The following is a 16,803-nucleotide window of genomic DNA, read 5'->3' on the forward strand; positions in this document are numbered from 1 at the left end:
GCGCCTGCAGGTCAGTCGGCATCAATGCCCGATCCATTTCGGTGCGAGATTATAAACGCCGACTCCTTGCCGGCATCATAGACGTTGGCACGATCCAGTTCTCAACCCTCATTTGGCCTGTTACTGTTACTGGGCGGATGTTCGGACATGTTCGTCGATGGCGGAAATGATCTGTCGCCAATCTTCGGGATGAATTTCATGGCCGCCACCCTCTACCTTTACGAGCTTTGCATCGACCACAGCTCGCACCAGTGCCTCGCCGTGCGCCAGCGGGAAGACTGGATCGGCCGTGCCATGAAGGACAAGAAGCGGCGCCATCATCTCGTTCAGCCGGCCCCGCCATATTTCGCCGACCTCAAAGAGGATGCTGTGGTTGGTGGCGCTGAGATAACCTCCGGAGCGGTCGAAATCTCGTTCAAGGAAGGCTCGGGTCCCGGCTTCGTCGAACGTATGTGCCGTCCCGGCGGTCAGGCGCGCATCCTCGACCAGATATGCGACGGCGTCTGAGCGGTCCGACCAATCCGCCTCCACGGACATATGCTCCATCCAGGCCTCGCCGCTCGGAGGGAAATGCGATTTGTCCACCCCGACCGGCGAGGTGCTGATCGCCGTCAGGGAAAGCACGCGTTCCGGAAACTTCAATGCGGCGCCTTGGCCGATCATGCCGCCGAGAGAAAAGCCGACGAGATGCGCGCTCGAAATCGCGTAGCCGTCGAGCACGCGGAAGACATCATCGACGGCGTCGTTGAAAGTGTAGCCGGGCCGACCGGGCGGATATTTTGTCGAAAGACCTGTGTCGCGCTGGTCGTAGCGGATGACGAAGAGGCCCTGTTCAGCGAGCCGCCGGCAGAATTCCTCCGGCCACCACAACATCGATGCCATCCCGCCCATGATCAGAATGACGGGTGGATGCACCGGGTCGCCGAAGCTCTGCGTGGCGAGCTCGAGCCTGTCAGTGCGGATAACAAGCTCACTCATGCCAAGCCCTCCCGGCGAAGCGCCGCTTGTACGGCGGCCCGCTGTTCGATCCGCGCGATATAATCGCCAAGGGGCTCGGGCAGCGGAAAGCCGAGTTGAGCTGCACCCCACGCCAGTTGGAAGAGATAGGGATCAGCGACAGTGAATGTCTCTCCAAACAGATATCCCCGCTCCAATCGGCCTGCTGCGAAGCCAAACCAGTGCAGTATTTCCTGAGCGGTCTGCTCCCGGATGCCTTCAGGAAGCGACAGGTAAGTGGGAAAGCGCTTGTGAATCTCGGTCGCGATGAAACTCAGCATTTCGAGCAGGCGCTCGCGGCCCAGATGACCCTGCGGCGCGAGCTGCGGTGCGCGATCGGCGACCCAGGCCAGGATCGCGACATTTTCGGTCAGCACCTCGCCGTCGTTGAACTCAAGCGCCGGCACGTAGCCCTTTGGGTTGATGGCCGTATAGCTGCCGCCGCCTTCGATCTGCTTCGTCTCGATGTCGACCTTGACCAGCTTGAACGGGAGTTCAGCCTCCAGCAATGCGATGTGGTCGGCGAGGCTAGTGAAGCCGGGCGCATAGTAGAGCTTCATTGATCCATTTGCTCCTGATATTGATTGCAATTTGCAACTGGTTGCATAATAGCGTACCGATTTTATTTTGCAATCGGTTTTTGAGGAGGCAGATCGGGTGTAGTTTATGGAGCGACTTTCCGCGGAAGCTCGCAGGCGGAGCGGCGAGCCAGCGACGCCTTGCAACGGATGGACGATTGCGCGGAGGTTCCTTATGAAGGCCATGGTATTGCATGAGGTCGGAAAGCCGCTCGAACTGGTGGAGCGGCCAGATCCTGAACCGAAAGCGGGAGAGCTCCGTGTCCGGATAGAGGCATGTGCGGTCTGTCGGACCGATCTGCATGTGGTCGACGGGGATCTTCCGAACCCAAAACTTCCGCTTGTGCCCGGCCATGAGGTCGTCGGCATCGTGGATGCGGTCGGGGAGGGAGTTCCCCCGGCGAGAATCGGTTCACGAGTCGGGATTCCCTGGCTCGGCCATACCTGCGGTCATTGCGGCTATTGCAAGTCGGGGGCCGAAAACCTTTGTGATGATCCTCTTTTTACGGGCTACACGCGGGACGGCGGTTTCGCCACGCATGCGGTGGCAGATGCTGCCTATGCCTTCGATCTTCCGATGGCGGCCGACCCTGTTGCCTTGGCACCACTTCTCTGCGCGGGCTTGATCGGCTGGCGATCCCTGAAGAAGGCGGGAGAAGGCAGGCGGATGGGGCTTTACGGGTTCGGAGCGGCCGCGCACATCATAGCGCAGGTCTGCCGCTGGCAAGGAAGGCAGGTCTACGCCTTTACGCGGCCGGACGACAGGCAGGCGCAGGCTTTTGCCCAGGAACTCGGTGCGGCATGGGTGGGTGGTTCCGATGAGCCGCCGCCGGCGCCATTGGATGCGGCGATCATTTTCGCTCCAGTCGGCAGTCTGGTGCCGGCAGCATTGAAGGCAATCAAAAAGGGTGGGAGGGTTGTTTGCGGTGGCATTCATATGAGCGACATTCCGCAGATGCCCTACGCCCTTCTTTGGGAGGAGCGGCAGGTGGTCTCCGTCGCGAACCTCACCAGGGAAGATGCGCAGGAGTTCTTCCCGACCGCGGCGGCAGCAAACGTGAGGACGCATACTGTCGTCTATCCGCTCGCAGATGCAAACCGCGCACTCGATGATCTTAGGGAAGGGCGCCTGAGCGGCGCAGCCGTCCTCATCCCCTGACAAGTTAACGCCTTACTCCTCGGAGCCCGAGAGGGCACGTCTGACCTTTCGCAGGATTGCTCCGCGAGCTTTTTCGTCCGCCGCCCTGTCCAGTTTCTCCTGGAGATCCAGAATCAGAGACTGGAAGTCGTTGTGCCAGTCCCTACGGCCAACCTGCAATGCGTTGAGCCTCGGCGGAGCCTGCGCGATGGAAATCTCTCTCGGTTCCCTGGGCGTCAGAGCATACTCGGCATCGAGCGATGGCTCTATGACCCTGACGTGAGGCTGCAGGGTGGAAATGCGCTCCTTCATGGCCGCGACTGCGGGCAGTTCCCCATGGACCAGAAATACGGCTCTCCGGACCGGCGCGCGTGCCGCAAGCCATGCAGCGAGTTCCGGCCCGTCGGCATGGCCGCTGTAGACGTCAAGCTTGCGGATGCTTGCTCTTACGGCAATCTCGTCGCCCTGGATCCGGACGGTAGGGGCACCGTCTTCCAACAGGCGTCCCAGCGTTCCGGTAGCTTGATAGCCTACGAGGAGAACGGTCCCTTCCTCCCGCCACAGCCAATTTTTCAGGCGATGTCGTATACGGCCAGCCTCGCACATGCCACTCGCCGCGATGACGATGTGGAAACCTCGCATGTTGTCAATCGCCTTGGATTGCTCGGCGGTTTCGGTAAACCGGACATTCCTGGCTCGAAGGGCACGAAGCAGCAGGTCACCGTTCTCGAGGTCCCGGGCATGTTTCTTGAAGACCTCGGTTGCTCGCAGGGCCAACGGAGAGTCGATGACGATCGGGCATTGGTCAATCTGGTGTCTCTCCATAAGATTGATCAGGTCGGCCAAAAGCTCCTGAGTACGTTCGACGGCGAAGGATGGTATAAGGAGAGCTCCGTCCCGGTGGCGACAGGCATGGCGGACCTCATCACGCAACATGGTCCGCCGCGCTTCGTCGGAAGGATCGTGGCGGTCGACGTCGCCGTAGGTGCTCTCGCAAATCACATAGTCCCAGCCGGGAGGGGCTTCAGGATCGAATTGCAGCAGCTTGTGGCTCGGGCCGATATCGCCTGAGAAAAGAAGCCGCTGGCGCGCCGCGGCCGTCCCGATCTCGACCTCGATGGAGGCTGATCCGAGAAGATGCCCAGCATTCCAGAAACGGAAGCGGATGGCCGGATCCAGTTCCTCCCATTGCTCGAACCCAACAGTTCTCATCTGAACCAGAGCGGCCATAGCGTCAGCCGCGGTATAGATCGGATCGACAGATTTGCGGCCCCGCCGCTCATTGCGCCGGTTGAGTTGCTCCACTTCCATTTCCTGGATGTGAGCGGAATCGGGCAGCATGACTGCACACAGATCCAAGGTCGCCGGCGTGCAAAAGATCGGACCGGCAAAGCCATCCTTAACGAGCTTGGGAAGCAAGCCGCTGTGATCGATATGGGCATGTGTGAGGAGAACCGCATCCAACGATGAGGGTGCGAACGGAAAAGGACGATAATTGAGTTCCTTTTCCGTCTTTGAGCCTTGAAACATCCCGCAATCGATGAGGATTCGGATATCTCCGAACTCAAGGAGGAAACAGGAGCCGGTTACAGTGCCGGCTGCTCCGTGGAACGCGATACGCGGGGAGTGATCGTTCAACGCGGGCCTCCTTGTGTCTTAAATGAATAGATATCGTATTTCTCCGTCTAACTCATCCGCACTGTCGGCAAGTTGACGGAAATCACCGTACTTATGCTCTTCAAAGAGCAGTTACGCTCTCCGGATCGGGCGGCGTTCACGTCGCTGTTCCGCTTCTCAAGATTGCGGTTCTTCCGCCGGTCGGCGAATATGCGGTAACCATTTCGCCGGGCGGCCGGAAGCGGTGGGCCGGATTTGGCGATCTCCTCGAGCAGGCCCGTCATGTCGGGGAGAGCGGAATTTTTCGGTCGCATATTAAGATCCGCACGTCTTCCAGGACGGTCTCCATCTTTTCCGCGGATGGTATCGAGCAGCGTCAAAGGCGCTTCTGGTGGCCGAGCCCAGAACGGTAGGATGATTGATGCTGATCAAATCCGTCCCTTCTGAAATGATTATCCTGCTCCTATCTCCAAGGAGGGTGTGTGATGAAGAGCAAGGTCATTCCCTACGACGCCTGGGTGCTCGTTGCGGACGGGCAGAAGGCACTTTTGCTGCGCAATACCGGTACGGCGTTTAAACTGGCGTTGGAGGTCGAACAGGTGATCGAAGCGCCTGACAATCCTTCGGCACGTAGCCAGGGGACGGACAGGCCCGGTCGAGCGGCGGTCGGTAGCCGACGCAGCGCGCTTGGACAAACCGATTTCCATGAGCAGGAAGAGGAACACTTCTCCGTCACTGTCGCCGAGAGGTTGGAGGCGATTTGCGAAGAAAAGAAAGTCCATAAGCTGGTGGTCGTCGCACCGCCGAAGGCGCTTGCAGACCTGCGTCACGCGATGCCGGTCTCGGTCAGAAAGCTGATCCTTGCAGAGTATGATAAGGATCTTATCAAGCTACCGGTGCAGGAAATCGAAAAGCACCTGGCCTTCTAGTCTGAAAGAGACCGCCGGATACTGCCTGCCGGTCTCTTTCAACTCATGCAACCCCGCGGTATTCAGCAATTGCTTCAATAACGACGTCTGCGACTGCAGACGCCGGGCCGCTCATCGAAACTCCGGTTCGTAGTGTCCAAGCTGATGGTATCTGCGGGGCGACTCACCAGCAATTCTCCCGTCTCGATCCGCCCGACCACGTTATGGATATGTTGGAGCGGTTGGAGCGGCTGTTAGCTATTGGCCGACTAAAAAGAAAAGGCGCGCAAAATATTGATGCGCGCCGGGTTGGAAAGCAAGAGCCGGTCGATCAAGCAGCTTTGATCTCAACCTTGCGCTCGTTCTTCTTAGCTTCTGCGCTCTTGGGCAGCTTGACCTTCAAAATGCCTTTATGGAAGGTCGCCTCCACCTTCTCGGCGTCAATCCCGTCCGGAAGCTGGAACGTCCGCTGGAAGGAGCCATAACGGCGTTCCGAGACGTGATATTCCTTCTGCTTTTCTTCCTTTTCCTCGGTCTTCTCACCGCGGATGATCAGGTAACCGTTCGAAAGCTTCACATCGAGGTTCTTTTCGTCGATGCCAGGAACTTCCGCGGTGACTTCAAAAGCGTCGTCGTTCTCAACAATATCGACAGCCGGCGCGGTGGCCCAGCCGTTCAACGACGGCATGGCTCGGCCGAACAAGGAGCGTTCCGGATTACGCCAGGAGGTCGGAGCGAAATCTTCGAACAGCCGATCAATCTCATTGCGAAGCGTTTGGAAGGGAGACCAGAAGGGACCAGCCGGTTGTACTGGCTTTTCATCCTTCTGAACGGGCAGTTTCGTCGCAGCCTCAACCATTACATTCTCCTTTGCTGTTAAGGGACTTTATGCAGCGCAAACAAGCGCTCTCCTCGTCCCGGTGGCAGCTCTTCATCGAGCACCGTAATTCAAGCTCGTGTCAGATTTGCACGCATTGACCAGCATCAATGATATATGGCCGAGGAGCTTCGATGAATTTTTCGATTAGGCAGGGAGCAAGTTCCTGTTGCCTATACTCGTGGTGGCGGTTTACGGAACGGATGTCTTTCCACCGGCCGTTAAAGCCAGCAACGCTATCGCGCATGCAGGGAGCGGAAGGTGCGGATGTCCTCAGACGTCACGCGAATATGGCCGACGGCGTCGAATTCCTTCCTGTCGAACTTGTCACTTGCGATCTGGCTAAAGAGGTCGACATATTCTTGGAGCCTGAATTCATCTGCTCGTGGCGGATTGGCGATGGTTTCGAGCGCGTCATGAGTCACAAGCACGACCTGGTCGCCTGTTCCCGAATCCATCAAGAGGCGGCCTTCGTCTCCGTCGGATGTCATAAATCCTGACTTGAGCTTCAATGGCATAGCATCCTCCTCGCTGTAGAAGGCTCCAGTATAGGCATGTCCCGCATATCTTCAGTGATCGAGATCAATGCTGCGGGCACCTCTAGGTTTCTGTCGGCCCCACCATTGGTCGCGTGTTTGTATGAGAAGGTGGAGCATCTGGAGAACGTTAGTCCCCATCAATGATCTTCGGGGCTGTGGTTCTATGCGTCGAAATTCGCCAACCACTTTGACGCAGATCATCGTTGCCCGCTGCTACGCGGTTACAACTTTTCGGTATCAGGTCAATTAAGGCCCATCGTGAGGGAACGTGCCATGCCTTTCAAGACAGTTCTTGCCGTCATAGGTGCCTCCGGCGCTGCGTCCGATATCAAGAAAGCTATCGCACTCGGCTCGGAACTCGAGGCTCACCTTTCCATCGTTGTTGCAGGCCTGGCCCTACCGCCAAATGTCGGCGATTTTCCAGCCGGTACCGCATGGCTCGATCAGCGATACGATGAGCTGAAAATTCTCGATGAGATCCGGAAGAAGGCGGAAGCAGAATGCAAAGCAAGCGGGCTGTCTTTTGACGTCGGCGAAGTCTATGCCGAGACTGTCACGCTCGACGAGGAGATATATAGGCGCGCGCTCTATGCGGATGTGGTCATTCTGGGCGATGGAGTTCGCGGCGATCCTCAACTTGCCAAGGCGATCATAAACGGTGCGGTCTTCGATGCCCACCGACCGCTTCTCCTGGCCTCCAAGGAGCGTGCGTCGACTTTGAAGCCCAAACGGATATTGCTCGGTTGGAATTCTCGGGGCGAGGCGGCTCGCGCCGCCCGAGAGGCGCTGGACATGTTCGTTTCCGCGGACCTCGTTTACGTCGTGCTGATCGATCCAGACAGTTCCTATTGGGAAAATGGCGGAGAGCCTGGCGCGGACATGGCGACCTATCTTGCCCGGCACGGCGCCACCGTGCAGGTCGAGCAGGTTGCCAGCGGCGGACGGCCCGTCGCCGAAGTTCTGGAGCAGCGTGCGCTCGATTTCGATTGCGATCTGATCGTCATGGGAGCCTATGGGCATTCGCGGCTTCGCGAGAGGATATTCGGTGGCGTCACGGCCTCGATCCTGGACAGGTGCGATTTTCCCGTCTTCCTCGCCCGCTGATCCGATGTCGCGACCTGCTGTATGCGGGGTGGGAAACAGGGTTGGACCAGATCAATGCCCGCAGCCGGTGCTGCGGGCATTGTCGTGCTCCGATGGCTATCTGAAGCGCGGCTGACGACGAATGTTCGCCCACAGCTCATTTCTGATAGCGAAGGGACCCAAAAGCCGTTGAAGCTGCCTGATCTCGGCCTCGTCAATGCCATGGCAACCGCAGAATGCTTCGACACTGATCGTTTCTTCGGGGGAAGAATTATTCGGACTTGGCAGTTTGCCATGGCCGCGGGCGTCAGATGGACGATGTCGTTCCCATAATTTCTCGACTGCTGCGCGATGAAGATCCAATGACGCCTCCTGCATGTGCCTGAGCTGGACGTTCATGCCGGCGAACCAGGCAAAGCCTCCAATTGTTATTGTAGCCACCCCCCGCGAAGATCATCTTTGATCCCTCTCAAAGACAGTTCCTTTTGTCCCTGCAATAATTTCAGCGGCATCTTCCAGGCCGCCTATGACGGCTCGACGCCTGGCTTCCTTGAAAAGCGGGCCGCCGCGTCGATCCTGCCGGGAACTGCGTTTCATCCATGGCGGACGGATCAATCTTTGCCAGCGGGCGTGGAGCCCGCTCGCCGAAACCCGCATAGACGGCATCGGCGTCCGTCAGATGAAGCAGCAAGCAGCGCCCATTCTCTTCATCGCGGGTTTATCCTTAGCGCCCGAAGCGCGTTTAGAATGACGGCGACGTCGATTGCCTCTTGCAGGATTGCTCCCTCGACCGGGCGCAGGAAGCCGAGCGCTGCAGCCACCATGGCGAACACCGAAAGGCCGATCCCTACGACAACGCTCTCGATCGCAATCCTGCGTGATCGCCTGGCGATCTCTATCCCGGTACGGAGCCTGTCGATCCTGTCCACCAGAAGGACGATGTCCGCTGCTTCGGCGGAGGCGGCGGCTCCCCTCGCGCCCATCGCGACGCCGACGTCTGCCGCCGCAAGGGCCGGCGCATCATTGACGCCGTCCCCAACCATCATGACAGGTCCGTTCTTTCGCTCCGTCAGTACCACCAGTACCTTCTGATCCGGAGTGAGGCTGGAACGAATTCCATCGAGACCGAGGCCATCGGCGACACGTTCGGCTACAGCGGCGCGATCTCCGGTGGCGAGCAGAATACGCCGGATGCCTTCGTGGCGTAACCCGTCAAGCATCTCCGCCGCCTCTTCCCGCACCGGATCGGCCATCAATATGTAACCAACCAGCCTGTTTGCAATCGCGACAGCGACGACAACCGAACCGGCTGCGGTTTCCGGAATGGAAAATGGCGTGGCTTGGACGCGCCTTTCCACGAAGCCATTGCCGCCGACCGTCACCTCCTTATCGTCCACGCAGCCCGCTATCCCTTCTCCCGCCACCTCGTTTACCTCCGACGGCAGAGCGAGAGGGAGATTTCGCCGCCGGGCCGCCGCAACGATAGCCTGGGCGATAGGGTGCTTCGATGCTTGGTCCACGGAGGCGGCAAACCGTAGGATTTCGTCCTCAGTGTAGCCCAACGGGCTGTGGATCGAGGCGATCTGGGGCCGGCCGTCGGTGAGCGTCCCCGTCTTGTCCAGGACCAGAGTGTGGATGCGAGCCATGTTCTCGAGTGAATGTGCGCCCTTGATAAGGACGCCGAAATGGGCGGCACGCGAAAGCCCCGCCACGAGAGCCACGGGCACCGCCAGGATCAACGGACAGGGCGTCGCCACGACCAGCACCGCGACCGCCCGGATCGGGTCTCTTGTGAACCACCATGCGGCAAAGGCAATCATCACAGTGATCGCCAGGAATCCTATCGACCATCTGTCGGCGAGCCGGGACATGGGAGCCTTGGAGCGTTGTGCGTCCTCGACCAGGCGCACAATACCTGCGTAAGTGCTATCTTTGGCTTCATGCGTAGCGATGAGGTCGAACGCGTCTCCTGCGTTCGTCGAACCGCTCAGCACGTCTTCGTTTCTGGCGAGCGATACGGGAAGAGATTCGCCGGTCAGTGCGGACATGTTGACGAAGGCGCCATTGGCGGCGACGGTCCCGTCAACCGGGACGATGTCCCCCTGGCGGATGAGAAGCCGATCGCCGGGCCGGATGCCATCGACCGGAAGTTCCTGAAGGCCTACGCCGAAGTAGCGTGTCGCTGTCCGCGGCACTCGGGAAAGCAAATCGTGCATTTCGCGGCGGGCTCGCCCATCGGCGAAGCTCTCGAGGAACGTGCCGCCCGTATACATCACAGCGACAATCGTAGCCGCCAACGTCTCGCCAAAGGTGAGCGCTGCTGTCATCGAAAGCGCCGCAACTATGTCCAGACCCGTTTCCCCGTGCCATAGACTCCGGAAAATTTCCATGAAGAGCGCCATCAAGACGGGGAGGGTGGCGAGGGTCCAGGCAAGCCGCGCCGCTTCGTCCCAGCCGGAAAGGGATAGTCCAAGCCCCAGGAGGAGCCCGCCGATCGCGACAACGAGGAGAACGGCCTTCAGTCGATCTTCCCTCGAGTGGTCCATGTATCAGGCCTCCGGTAAAGCAACAGCAACCGCCATTCCGGTTAGCGCTGACCCGGACCTTTGCCACTTGGAGGCGTTCTCCAGCGTCGCGGCAGATCCGCAACAGGCAGATCGATATCAACACCAGGAGTACGGCTCGAACAACTATATATGGAAAGATATCGAACGAGAAAGCTGGACGAGCGTCCGCTTCGAGCGTGCCCTTGAAATTATATCAATATATAATATAATATAATATAATATAATGAATATTGAGTTGAGCTAACGGAGCTAACCATGCCTGTCATCGAGATATCCAAAAAGCTGTCGATCTCGCCGCAACCGAGCATCGAGGACATCCGGTCGTTTCGCGACAGAGGCTTCCGAACGCTCATCAAAAACCGGCCGGACAACGAAGATCCCGCCCAACCGGGGACCCACGCCGAACAGCAGGAGGCAAAACACTGCGGCCTCTCCTACGCCTTCATCCCTGTCACGGCGGATACGATCACCGAAGCGGATGTGCGGGCATTTCAGCGCGCCGTTAAGGAGTCGGACGGGCCGGTTGTCGCGCATTGTCAGACGGGCAAACGTTCCTTGAGCATCTATTTGATCGGTGAGGTCCTTGACGGCCGCATGTCTGCCGACGAGGTCGTGGAGTTCGGGCGCGGTTGCGGGTTCGACACCAGTTCAGCTGCAGCCTGGCTCACCAAGCATGCCGGGCGCAGGCCGCAGGTGAAGGGCTTTTTCGACAAGCGCACCTGGAGCGTCCAATACGTGGTGTCCGACCCGGAAACGGGCAACTGCGCCATCATCGATCCCGTGTTCGATTTCGACGAGAAGGCCGGAGCGACCGCGACCATCAATGCCGATGCGATTCTCGACTATATCCGCGACAACAATCTCACAGTCGACTGGATCCTCGACACCCATCCGCATGCGGACCACTTCTCAGCGGCACAATATCTGAAGCAGAAGACCGGCGCTCAAACGGCCATTGGGGAGCACGTGGTGGACGTCCAGAAGCTGTGGAAAGGCATCTACAACTGGCCGGAGCTCGCGACCGATGGTTCGCAATGGGACCGGCTGTTCGCCCATGGCGAGACCTTCAAGATCGGTTCGATCGAGGCCAAGGTGCTGTTTTCGCCCGGACATACGCTTGCCTCCATCACCTATGTGATCGGTGACGCCGTCTTTGTGCATGACACGCTCTTCATGCCAGACAGCGGCACCGCGCGCGCGGACTTCCCGGGTGGTGATGCACGGGTTTTATGGAAGTCGATCCAGGGTATTCTGGCATTGCCGGATGAGACCCGGATCTTCACCGGCCACGACTACCAGCCCGACGGCCGCGCGCCTCGCTGGGAAAGCACTGTCGCCGAGCAAAGGAAGTCCAACCCGCATATTGCCGGAGTGACGGAGCGAGAGTTCGTCGCGCTGAGGACGAAGCGCGACAAGACGCTGCAGATGCCGAAGCTCATCCTGCATGCCTTGCAGGTGAATATCTGCGGCGGCCGCCTGCCAGAACCGGAAGCCAACGGCAAGCGCTACCTGAAGTTTCCGCTGGATGCCTTGCAAGGAGCCGCGTGGGAATGAGTACCGACCTGAAGATGATGATGAAGGCAGGGCTGTCTCCGGCGGAGATGTCCCTGCGCGCGGGCGAGGTGGCAAACCTGTTGAAGACGCTGTCCCATCCGGCGCGCCTGATGATCGTCTGCACCCTGGTGGAGAGCGAGTATTCCGTCGGGGAGCTTGAAGAGAAGGTCGACGTCCACCAGCCGCATCTGTCGCAGCATCTCACCGTGCTGCGTGGCTCGGGCGTCGTCAAAACGCGGCGGGAGGGGAAACAAATCTTCTATCGCCTGACGGAGGAAAAGGCCGCGCTGCTGGTCGGCGCTCTTTATGACATCTTCTGCGTGAAGGAAGGCAAATGAACACATATCTCCCCTCATTGGTCGGGGGCATGTTGATCGGCACATCTGCTGTCATGCTCCTGCTCCTCAACGGCCGCATCGCCGGGGTCAGCGGGATTGTCGGGCGTCTTGCGCAAGGGATCGGCTTGACCACCAATGTGGCCTTCGTCCTCGGATTACTCCTCGGGCCGCTCGCCTATCTGCTCGTATTCGGCGGCTGGCCCACTGTGCAGATTACGGCAGGCTGGCCGCTCATCATCGTCGCCGGACTGCTCGTCGGCTTCGGCTCCAGGATGGGGTCGGGCTGCACCAGCGGCCACGGCGTCCTTGGCCTGGCTCGCCTGTCGCCGCGCTCGATGGTGGCCGTCGCCACCTTCATGACGGCGGGTGTGGTCGCCGTCGCAGTGCTGCGAGGATTCGGATTATGAACCGCCACGCATCTCAATTCTCCGCTGCGCTTGCTTCGGGCATCGTCTTCGGTTTCGGGCTGTCCTTGTCCGGCATGCTAAATCCTGTCCGCGTCCAGGGTTTCCTCGACATCTTCGGCGCCTGGGACCCAAGCCTGGCGTTCGTTCTTGGCGGCGCGGTCGTCGTCGCCTTCGCCGGCGTGCAGGTGATGAAGCGGATGGAGCGTCCGGTACTCGACGACAGCTTCCATGTGCCGACGGACAATCGGATCGATGCACCCTTGGTGGTCGGTTCGGCTTTGTTTGGCCTGGGCTGGGGGATTGGCGGCTTCTGTCCCGGTCCGGCCGTTGCATCCCTGTCGGTCGGCCTCCCCCAGACGGTCCTATTCGTCGCAGCCATGCTGGGCGGAATGACCTTGTATGACAGAGTATGGAGCAGACGGACGTGATCTGCGGCGCGGCTGGCAGTGCGAAAACGGCAGTGCCGTGGATGTTTGAACTGACAACCTTTGTGACAAGACGGCCGTTTGACCTGCCTCAATGAAGGGAGCCGAAAAGTCGCCCAGCTTTACCTCGTCCAACGAGGGTTTCTCCATGCCTGAACCTGCTCGACATATCGTAATCATTGGCGGCGGGATCGCGGGCTTGTGCACCGGCGTCTACGCGCAGCTCTGCGGCTATCAGGTGACGATCCTGGAGCAGCATGCGATCCCGGGAGGCCTCGCGACCAGCTGGACGCGGAACGGCTACACATTTGAAACCTGCCTGCACTGGCCGACATGGCTGCCATCGCGCTCGTGCTGATGTTCGGCTGGATGAGTGCACGCAATGCGGGTTACGCGGTGGGCGGCGCTAAGTCGATCATCGACGCGATCACCCAACGCTTCCGCGCGCTTGGCGGAAAATTGCGCCTCATGGCGAAAGTCGAAACGATCCTGGTCGAGGATGACGTTGCCGTGGGCGTCAGGCTGAGCGACGGCGAGATCATCAGGGCGGCTGGGTGATCTCCGGCGCCGACGGCCACGCGTCGATCTACGATATGCTCGAGGGCCGCTATCGCAACGCGGCGATCGACGCCTTCTACGACAGCCAGAAGGTCTTTCCTTCCTATCTGCAAGTCTCGTTGGGCGTCGCAAGGGACCTTTCGCAGGAACCCGGCTTCCTCGCTCGAACTCTGGCCAAGCCACTCGAAATCGATCCCGAGACCAGCCTCGACACCGTCGCGTTCCGCATCTTCCATTTCGATCCGACCTTTGCGCCCGCAGGCAAGACCGCGGTCACCTGCTTTCTGCCAACATGGAACTATGCCTATTGGCAGGATCTGCGGCGCAAGGATGCGACCGCCTACGAGGTGGAGAAGCGGCGCATTGCTTCAGCCGTGATCGAAATTCTCGAACGCCGCCTGCCGGGTGTCCGCGAAGCCATCGAAGTGACGGATGTTTCGACGCCGGCCAGCGTCATGCACTTTACCGGCAACTGGAAAGGCAGCATGGAGGGTTTTCTGCCTACGCCAGGCGTCGGCTTTCGGCCGCGTCGCCAGACTCTGCCGGGCCTCCACCGGTTCCGGATGGTCGGTCAATGGGTGCAGCCCGGCGGAGGATTGCCGTGCGGCCTCATGACGGCGCGCGCAGCGGTTCGGGCGATCTGCCGCCGCGACCATGTCGCCTTCCTGCCCGATGGCCCCGGCCGCCGGGATGAGAGCATGCCGCGGGAGTTATTCGGATGATGACGCGGCGCGGTCTGCTCATCGGAGGCGGCGCGGTGGCGATCGCGGGCGCAGGTGCTACCTATTGGAGCCTACGTCAGATGGGCTCGATGGAGGCGTATGAAGTTTCGATTGCGGCGAGCAGGGCCGTGCTTTCTGAAAACCCCCGGCTGCACGAACTTGTCCGCTACGCGACGCTTGCCGCGAACGGCCACAACACGCAGCCGTGGCGGTTTCGCCTCGGTGAGAGGCGCGTTGACATCCTCGCCGACCCTACGCGGCGCACCCCGGTGGTCGATGCCGATGACCACCATCTGTTTGCGAGCCTCGGATGCGCAGCCGAGAACCTCGCGCTCGCCGCCTCCGCGGCTGGCCGTCCTGCCAAAGAAATCAGCTTCGATCCGGCGCATGAAGGCACCGTGACACTGGTTTTCGGCGACGGAGCAGCGAGCCGATCCGATCTGTTCGCGGCGATTCCGAGGCGCCAGTCGACCCGCGCCGACTATGACGGCAAAAGCGTTTCCACGGCAGACCTCCGGGCTCTGGTAGCGGCGGCAGACATGCCGGGCGTCGATCTCGTGCTGATCACCGGGAGGACCGGGATGGATCGCGTGCGGGATCTCGTCCTCGCCGGAAACACCGCGCAGATGGCGGACGCCGCCTTCATGCGCGAACTGAAATCCTGGTTGCGCTTCAACCCGCGCCAGGCGATGGCATCTGGCGATGGGCTGTTCGGCCCTACGAGCGGCAACCCATCCTTGCCGAGCTGGCTGGGTCCGCACCTCTTCGATCTCGCGTTTCGCGCGGATACCGAGAACGATAAATACGCAAGGCAGCTTCATTCGTCAGCGGGCGTAGCGGTGTTCGTTTCCGAACGCGACGATGCGGAGCATTGGGTCCGCGCCGGACGTGCCTGCCAGCGCTTCGCCCTGCAGGCGACGGCGCTCGGTCTCAAGCATGCCTTTATCAATCAACCGGTGGAAGTCGCGCAACTGCGACCCGAGCTGGCCGCGCTCGCCGGCCTGCCTGGACGTCGGCCGGACATCGTCATGCGGTTCGGATATGGGCCGACGCTACCCTATTCGCCGCGGCGCCCGGTGGAGGCGGTGCTGGCGTAAGCGAACACACGAGACCTCGCCGTCATGGGATCTGCGGACAAGCGTCATTGGCGACGGCCCGGGCCTTTCCGGTAGTTGCGGAATCGGATGCTCGAACCCCTTGCTCAGCTTCTCAGATGCGCCGCGGTCTACAGCAGACCTTCTCTGGGAACGAGCTGGCACTCGAGCCATGTCGCGGTAGCGGCGAATTTGATGAATCGATGAAGTTGGCGAGGCTCTTATCCGAGGGGGTGGCCAAGTTGGGACCGATTGCGCCCGCCCGGAATCCCTGAAACGTAATTCGTCCCTACCGCCTAATGCCCGTGGTATCTCAAGGCATCCACGACGACCTTGAAGGCAGGGGAGTTCTGATGCCGGGTCGGGTAATAGATGAAATAGCCTGAAAATGGAGGCGACCATTCTTCCAGCATGGGCACGAGGCGTCCAGTCGCGATGTGTTCGGCGACAAGATCTTCCGGCAGATAGGCGATGCCACCATTTTTCATGGCAGCATCTATCATGGGGTAAGAGCTATTGAAGGTGAGCTGGCCGTCGACTCTGACACGTAGCTCTTGCCCGTCCTTCTCGAATTCCCAGACGTAGAGCCCGCCGCCGGTGGCCTGGCGCATGTTGATGCAGTTATGCTGTACGAGGTCCTGCGGATGCTGCGGCGGCGGTTGCGTGGCAAGGTACTGGGGCGAGGCGACAGCCAGCATTCGCCAGTCGGGACCGACCCTGATGGCGATCATGTCTTTCTCGATGCTCTCGCCGAGCCTTATCCCTGCGTCGAAACCGTCTTCCACAATATTGCGCAAGCCGTTATCCCGGCTCAGCTCAAGCTTGATATCGGGGTATTCAGAAAGGATCGGCTGCAGTCTGGGCCAGACGATGCTTTCCAGCGCGTGATCAGACAAGGTAATCCTAATAGTGCCGGACGGTTTGTCGCGCAGGGCCATGAGTGCCGCAAGATCATCCCTTATGGCGGAGACCCGAGGCGCCAGCGATTGAAACAGACGCTCACCGGCTTCGGTCAGCGCCACGTTACGGGTGGTGCGGGACAGAAGCCGCAGGCCCATGCGTGTCTCCAGGCGCTTGATCGTGTGGCTAAGCGTGGACTGAGTAATACCGAGTTTGGCCGCAGCCCTGGTGAAACTCCGCTCCTCTGCCACGGCCAGGAACCATAAAAGGTCGTTGAAATCTTCCCTGGCCATCGTTTCCCCGTCCGGTTTTCATAGACGACTTATGGTCTGGATCGATAAATTAAGCGAAGTATGGATACCAATCCATAGGCGTTGCCTCTGCTGCCGTCTTCAGCGAGACAGCATCCTTCCGTCTCGACGACGCCCGGCCGCACCCCTCCGTCTCGATTAGCGGCAAGGACGACATCGGCGGCTGAAAAGAGAAGGCCGGTGCCCGTAAC

General features: G+C 60.0%; 18 protein-coding genes. 11 read left to right on the top strand and 7 right to left on the bottom strand.

The window, feature by feature from the left end; genetic code table 11:
* Positions 1-126: 126 nt before the first annotated feature.
* Together EDE05_RS07535 and EDE05_RS07540 are read right to left on the bottom strand one after the other, a co-directional pair.
* The gene (locus EDE05_RS07535; RefSeq protein ID WP_132409531.1) at positions 127-978 is read right to left on the bottom strand and encodes an alpha/beta hydrolase; all 852 of its coding nucleotides are present in this window, start codon (positions 976-978) and stop codon (positions 127-129) included.
* Positions 975-1,556: a glutathione S-transferase N-terminal domain-containing protein gene (locus EDE05_RS07540; protein ID WP_132409529.1), complete on the bottom strand. Its 582-nt coding sequence runs from the start codon at positions 1,554-1,556 to the stop codon at positions 975-977. Before EDE05_RS07540 ends, EDE05_RS07535 begins: the two co-directional genes overlap by 4 nt.
* Positions 1,557-1,749: 193 nt before the next feature.
* On the opposite strand from EDE05_RS07540, the gene EDE05_RS07545 reads away from it, so the two are divergent.
* Positions 1,750-2,733 carry a zinc-dependent alcohol dehydrogenase family protein gene (locus EDE05_RS07545; protein ID WP_112799571.1) on the top strand — a complete coding sequence of 328 codons (984 nt, stop codon included), beginning with the start codon at positions 1,750-1,752 and terminating at the stop codon, positions 2,731-2,733.
* 12 nt (positions 2,734-2,745) lie between these two features.
* Here the strand turns inward: EDE05_RS07545 and EDE05_RS07550 are convergent, their stop codons facing one another.
* Positions 2,746-4,350, bottom strand: coding sequence for an MBL fold metallo-hydrolase (locus EDE05_RS07550; RefSeq protein ID WP_132409527.1), 1,605 nt, complete (start codon positions 4,348-4,350; stop codon positions 2,746-2,748).
* Positions 4,351-4,814: 464 nt separating this feature from the next.
* Between EDE05_RS07550 and EDE05_RS07555 the strand changes: the two genes are divergently transcribed.
* Positions 4,815-5,258, top strand: a complete 444-nt coding sequence (locus tag EDE05_RS07555; protein WP_105372920.1) for a host attachment family protein — start codon at positions 4,815-4,817, stop codon at positions 5,256-5,258.
* A 310-nt stretch (positions 5,259-5,568) separates the two neighbouring features.
* On the opposite strand, the gene EDE05_RS07560 is transcribed toward EDE05_RS07555, so the two are convergent.
* Both EDE05_RS07560 and EDE05_RS07565 read right to left on the bottom strand, forming a co-directional pair.
* Positions 5,569-6,096, bottom strand: coding sequence for an Hsp20/alpha crystallin family protein (locus EDE05_RS07560; RefSeq protein WP_132409525.1), 528 nt, complete (start codon positions 6,094-6,096; stop codon positions 5,569-5,571).
* Between the two features lie 254 nt (positions 6,097-6,350).
* Entirely contained in the window at positions 6,351-6,632 is a 282-nt protein-coding gene (locus EDE05_RS07565; RefSeq protein WP_132409523.1) for a hypothetical protein, read from the bottom strand.
* A gap of 294 nt (positions 6,633-6,926) precedes the next feature.
* Between EDE05_RS07565 and EDE05_RS07570 the strand changes: the two genes are divergently transcribed.
* On the top strand, positions 6,927-7,757 hold the full coding sequence (locus EDE05_RS07570; protein ID WP_132409521.1) for a universal stress protein: 831 nt from the start codon (positions 6,927-6,929) through the stop codon (positions 7,755-7,757).
* A 686-nt stretch (positions 7,758-8,443) separates the two neighbouring features.
* On the opposite strand, the gene EDE05_RS07575 is transcribed toward EDE05_RS07570, so the two are convergent.
* Positions 8,444-10,282, bottom strand: a complete 1,839-nt coding sequence (locus EDE05_RS07575) for a heavy metal translocating P-type ATPase (protein WP_132409519.1) — start codon at positions 10,280-10,282, stop codon at positions 8,444-8,446.
* 276 nt (positions 10,283-10,558) lie between these two features.
* Here EDE05_RS07575 and blh point away from each other — a divergent pair, with 276 nt between their 5' ends.
* From blh to EDE05_RS07605, 8 genes are all read left to right on the top strand, one after another.
* The gene (gene blh / locus EDE05_RS07580) at positions 10,559-11,857 is read left to right on the top strand and encodes a bifunctional sulfur transferase/dioxygenase Blh (RefSeq protein WP_134100635.1); all 1,299 of its coding nucleotides are present in this window, start codon (positions 10,559-10,561) and stop codon (positions 11,855-11,857) included.
* On the top strand, positions 11,848-12,195 hold the full coding sequence (gene bigR / locus EDE05_RS07585; protein ID WP_132409515.1) for a sulfite-sensing transcriptional repressor BigR: 348 nt from the start codon (positions 11,848-11,850) through the stop codon (positions 12,193-12,195). Before blh ends, bigR begins: the two co-directional genes overlap by 10 nt.
* Positions 12,192-12,602, top strand: coding sequence for a YeeE/YedE family protein (locus tag EDE05_RS07590; RefSeq protein ID WP_132409513.1), 411 nt, complete (start codon positions 12,192-12,194; stop codon positions 12,600-12,602). Before bigR ends, EDE05_RS07590 begins: the two co-directional genes overlap by 4 nt.
* Complete coding sequence (locus EDE05_RS07595) at positions 12,599-13,030, top strand: YeeE/YedE family protein (RefSeq protein ID WP_132409511.1); 432 nt, start codon at positions 12,599-12,601, stop codon at positions 13,028-13,030. Before EDE05_RS07590 ends, EDE05_RS07595 begins: the two co-directional genes overlap by 4 nt.
* A gap of 145 nt (positions 13,031-13,175) precedes the next feature.
* A complete protein-coding gene (locus tag EDE05_RS27025; RefSeq protein WP_207914816.1) occupies positions 13,176-13,385 on the top strand; it encodes an FAD/NAD(P)-binding protein in 210 nt (69 codons plus the stop codon).
* Positions 13,361-13,585 carry a hypothetical protein gene (locus EDE05_RS27030; RefSeq protein ID WP_207914815.1) on the top strand — a complete coding sequence of 75 codons (225 nt, stop codon included), beginning with the start codon at positions 13,361-13,363 and terminating at the stop codon, positions 13,583-13,585. Before EDE05_RS27025 ends, EDE05_RS27030 begins: the two co-directional genes overlap by 25 nt.
* Positions 13,582-14,307 (top strand): hypothetical protein, encoded by a 726-nt coding sequence (locus EDE05_RS27035; protein WP_207914814.1) that lies wholly within the window; start codon positions 13,582-13,584, stop codon positions 14,305-14,307. The genes EDE05_RS27030 and EDE05_RS27035 overlap by 4 nt, the downstream gene beginning before the upstream one ends.
* A complete protein-coding gene (locus EDE05_RS07605; protein ID WP_348631310.1) occupies positions 14,304-15,404 on the top strand; it encodes a nitroreductase family protein in 1,101 nt (366 codons plus the stop codon). Before EDE05_RS27035 ends, EDE05_RS07605 begins: the two co-directional genes overlap by 4 nt.
* A gap of 293 nt (positions 15,405-15,697) precedes the next feature.
* On the opposite strand, the gene EDE05_RS07610 is transcribed toward EDE05_RS07605, so the two are convergent.
* On the bottom strand, positions 15,698-16,594 hold the full coding sequence (locus tag EDE05_RS07610; protein WP_132409509.1) for a LysR family transcriptional regulator: 897 nt from the start codon (positions 16,592-16,594) through the stop codon (positions 15,698-15,700).
* Positions 16,595-16,803: the final 209 nt, after the last annotated feature.

Source organism: Neorhizobium sp. R1-B, assembly GCF_004368875.1.
Lineage (GTDB): Bacteria > Pseudomonadota > Alphaproteobacteria > Rhizobiales > Rhizobiaceae > Neorhizobium > Neorhizobium huautlense.

Excerpts from the sequence above, each read along its gene's own strand:
- EDE05_RS07535 (WP_132409531.1), bottom strand. The coding sequence starts at position 978 with ATGAGTGAGCTTGTTATCCGCACTGACAGGCTCGAGCTCGCCACGCAG.
- EDE05_RS07540 (WP_132409529.1), bottom strand. The coding sequence starts at position 1,556 with ATGAAGCTCTACTATGCGCCCGGCTTCACTAGCCTCGCCGACCACATC.
- EDE05_RS07545 (WP_112799571.1), top strand. The coding sequence starts at position 1,750 with ATGAAGGCCATGGTATTGCATGAGGTCGGAAAGCCGCTCGAACTGGTG.
- EDE05_RS07555 (WP_105372920.1), top strand. The coding sequence starts at position 4,815 with ATGAAGAGCAAGGTCATTCCCTACGACGCCTGGGTGCTCGTTGCGGAC.
- EDE05_RS07560 (WP_132409525.1), bottom strand. The coding sequence starts at position 6,096 with ATGGTTGAGGCTGCGACGAAACTGCCCGTTCAGAAGGATGAAAAGCCA.
- EDE05_RS07565 (WP_132409523.1), bottom strand. The coding sequence starts at position 6,632 with ATGCCATTGAAGCTCAAGTCAGGATTTATGACATCCGACGGAGACGAA.
- EDE05_RS07570 (WP_132409521.1), top strand. The coding sequence starts at position 6,927 with ATGCCTTTCAAGACAGTTCTTGCCGTCATAGGTGCCTCCGGCGCTGCG.
- EDE05_RS07575 (WP_132409519.1), bottom strand. The coding sequence starts at position 10,282 with ATGGACCACTCGAGGGAAGATCGACTGAAGGCCGTTCTCCTCGTTGTC.
- blh (WP_134100635.1), top strand. The coding sequence starts at position 10,559 with ATGCCTGTCATCGAGATATCCAAAAAGCTGTCGATCTCGCCGCAACCG.
- EDE05_RS07590 (WP_132409513.1), top strand. The coding sequence starts at position 12,192 with ATGAACACATATCTCCCCTCATTGGTCGGGGGCATGTTGATCGGCACA.
- EDE05_RS07595 (WP_132409511.1), top strand. The coding sequence starts at position 12,599 with ATGAACCGCCACGCATCTCAATTCTCCGCTGCGCTTGCTTCGGGCATC.
- EDE05_RS27025 (WP_207914816.1), top strand. The coding sequence starts at position 13,176 with ATGCCTGAACCTGCTCGACATATCGTAATCATTGGCGGCGGGATCGCG.
- EDE05_RS27030 (WP_207914815.1), top strand. The coding sequence starts at position 13,361 with ATGGCTGCCATCGCGCTCGTGCTGATGTTCGGCTGGATGAGTGCACGC.
- EDE05_RS07605 (WP_348631310.1), top strand. The coding sequence starts at position 14,304 with ATGATGACGCGGCGCGGTCTGCTCATCGGAGGCGGCGCGGTGGCGATC.
- EDE05_RS07610 (WP_132409509.1), bottom strand. The coding sequence starts at position 16,594 with ATGGCCAGGGAAGATTTCAACGACCTTTTATGGTTCCTGGCCGTGGCA.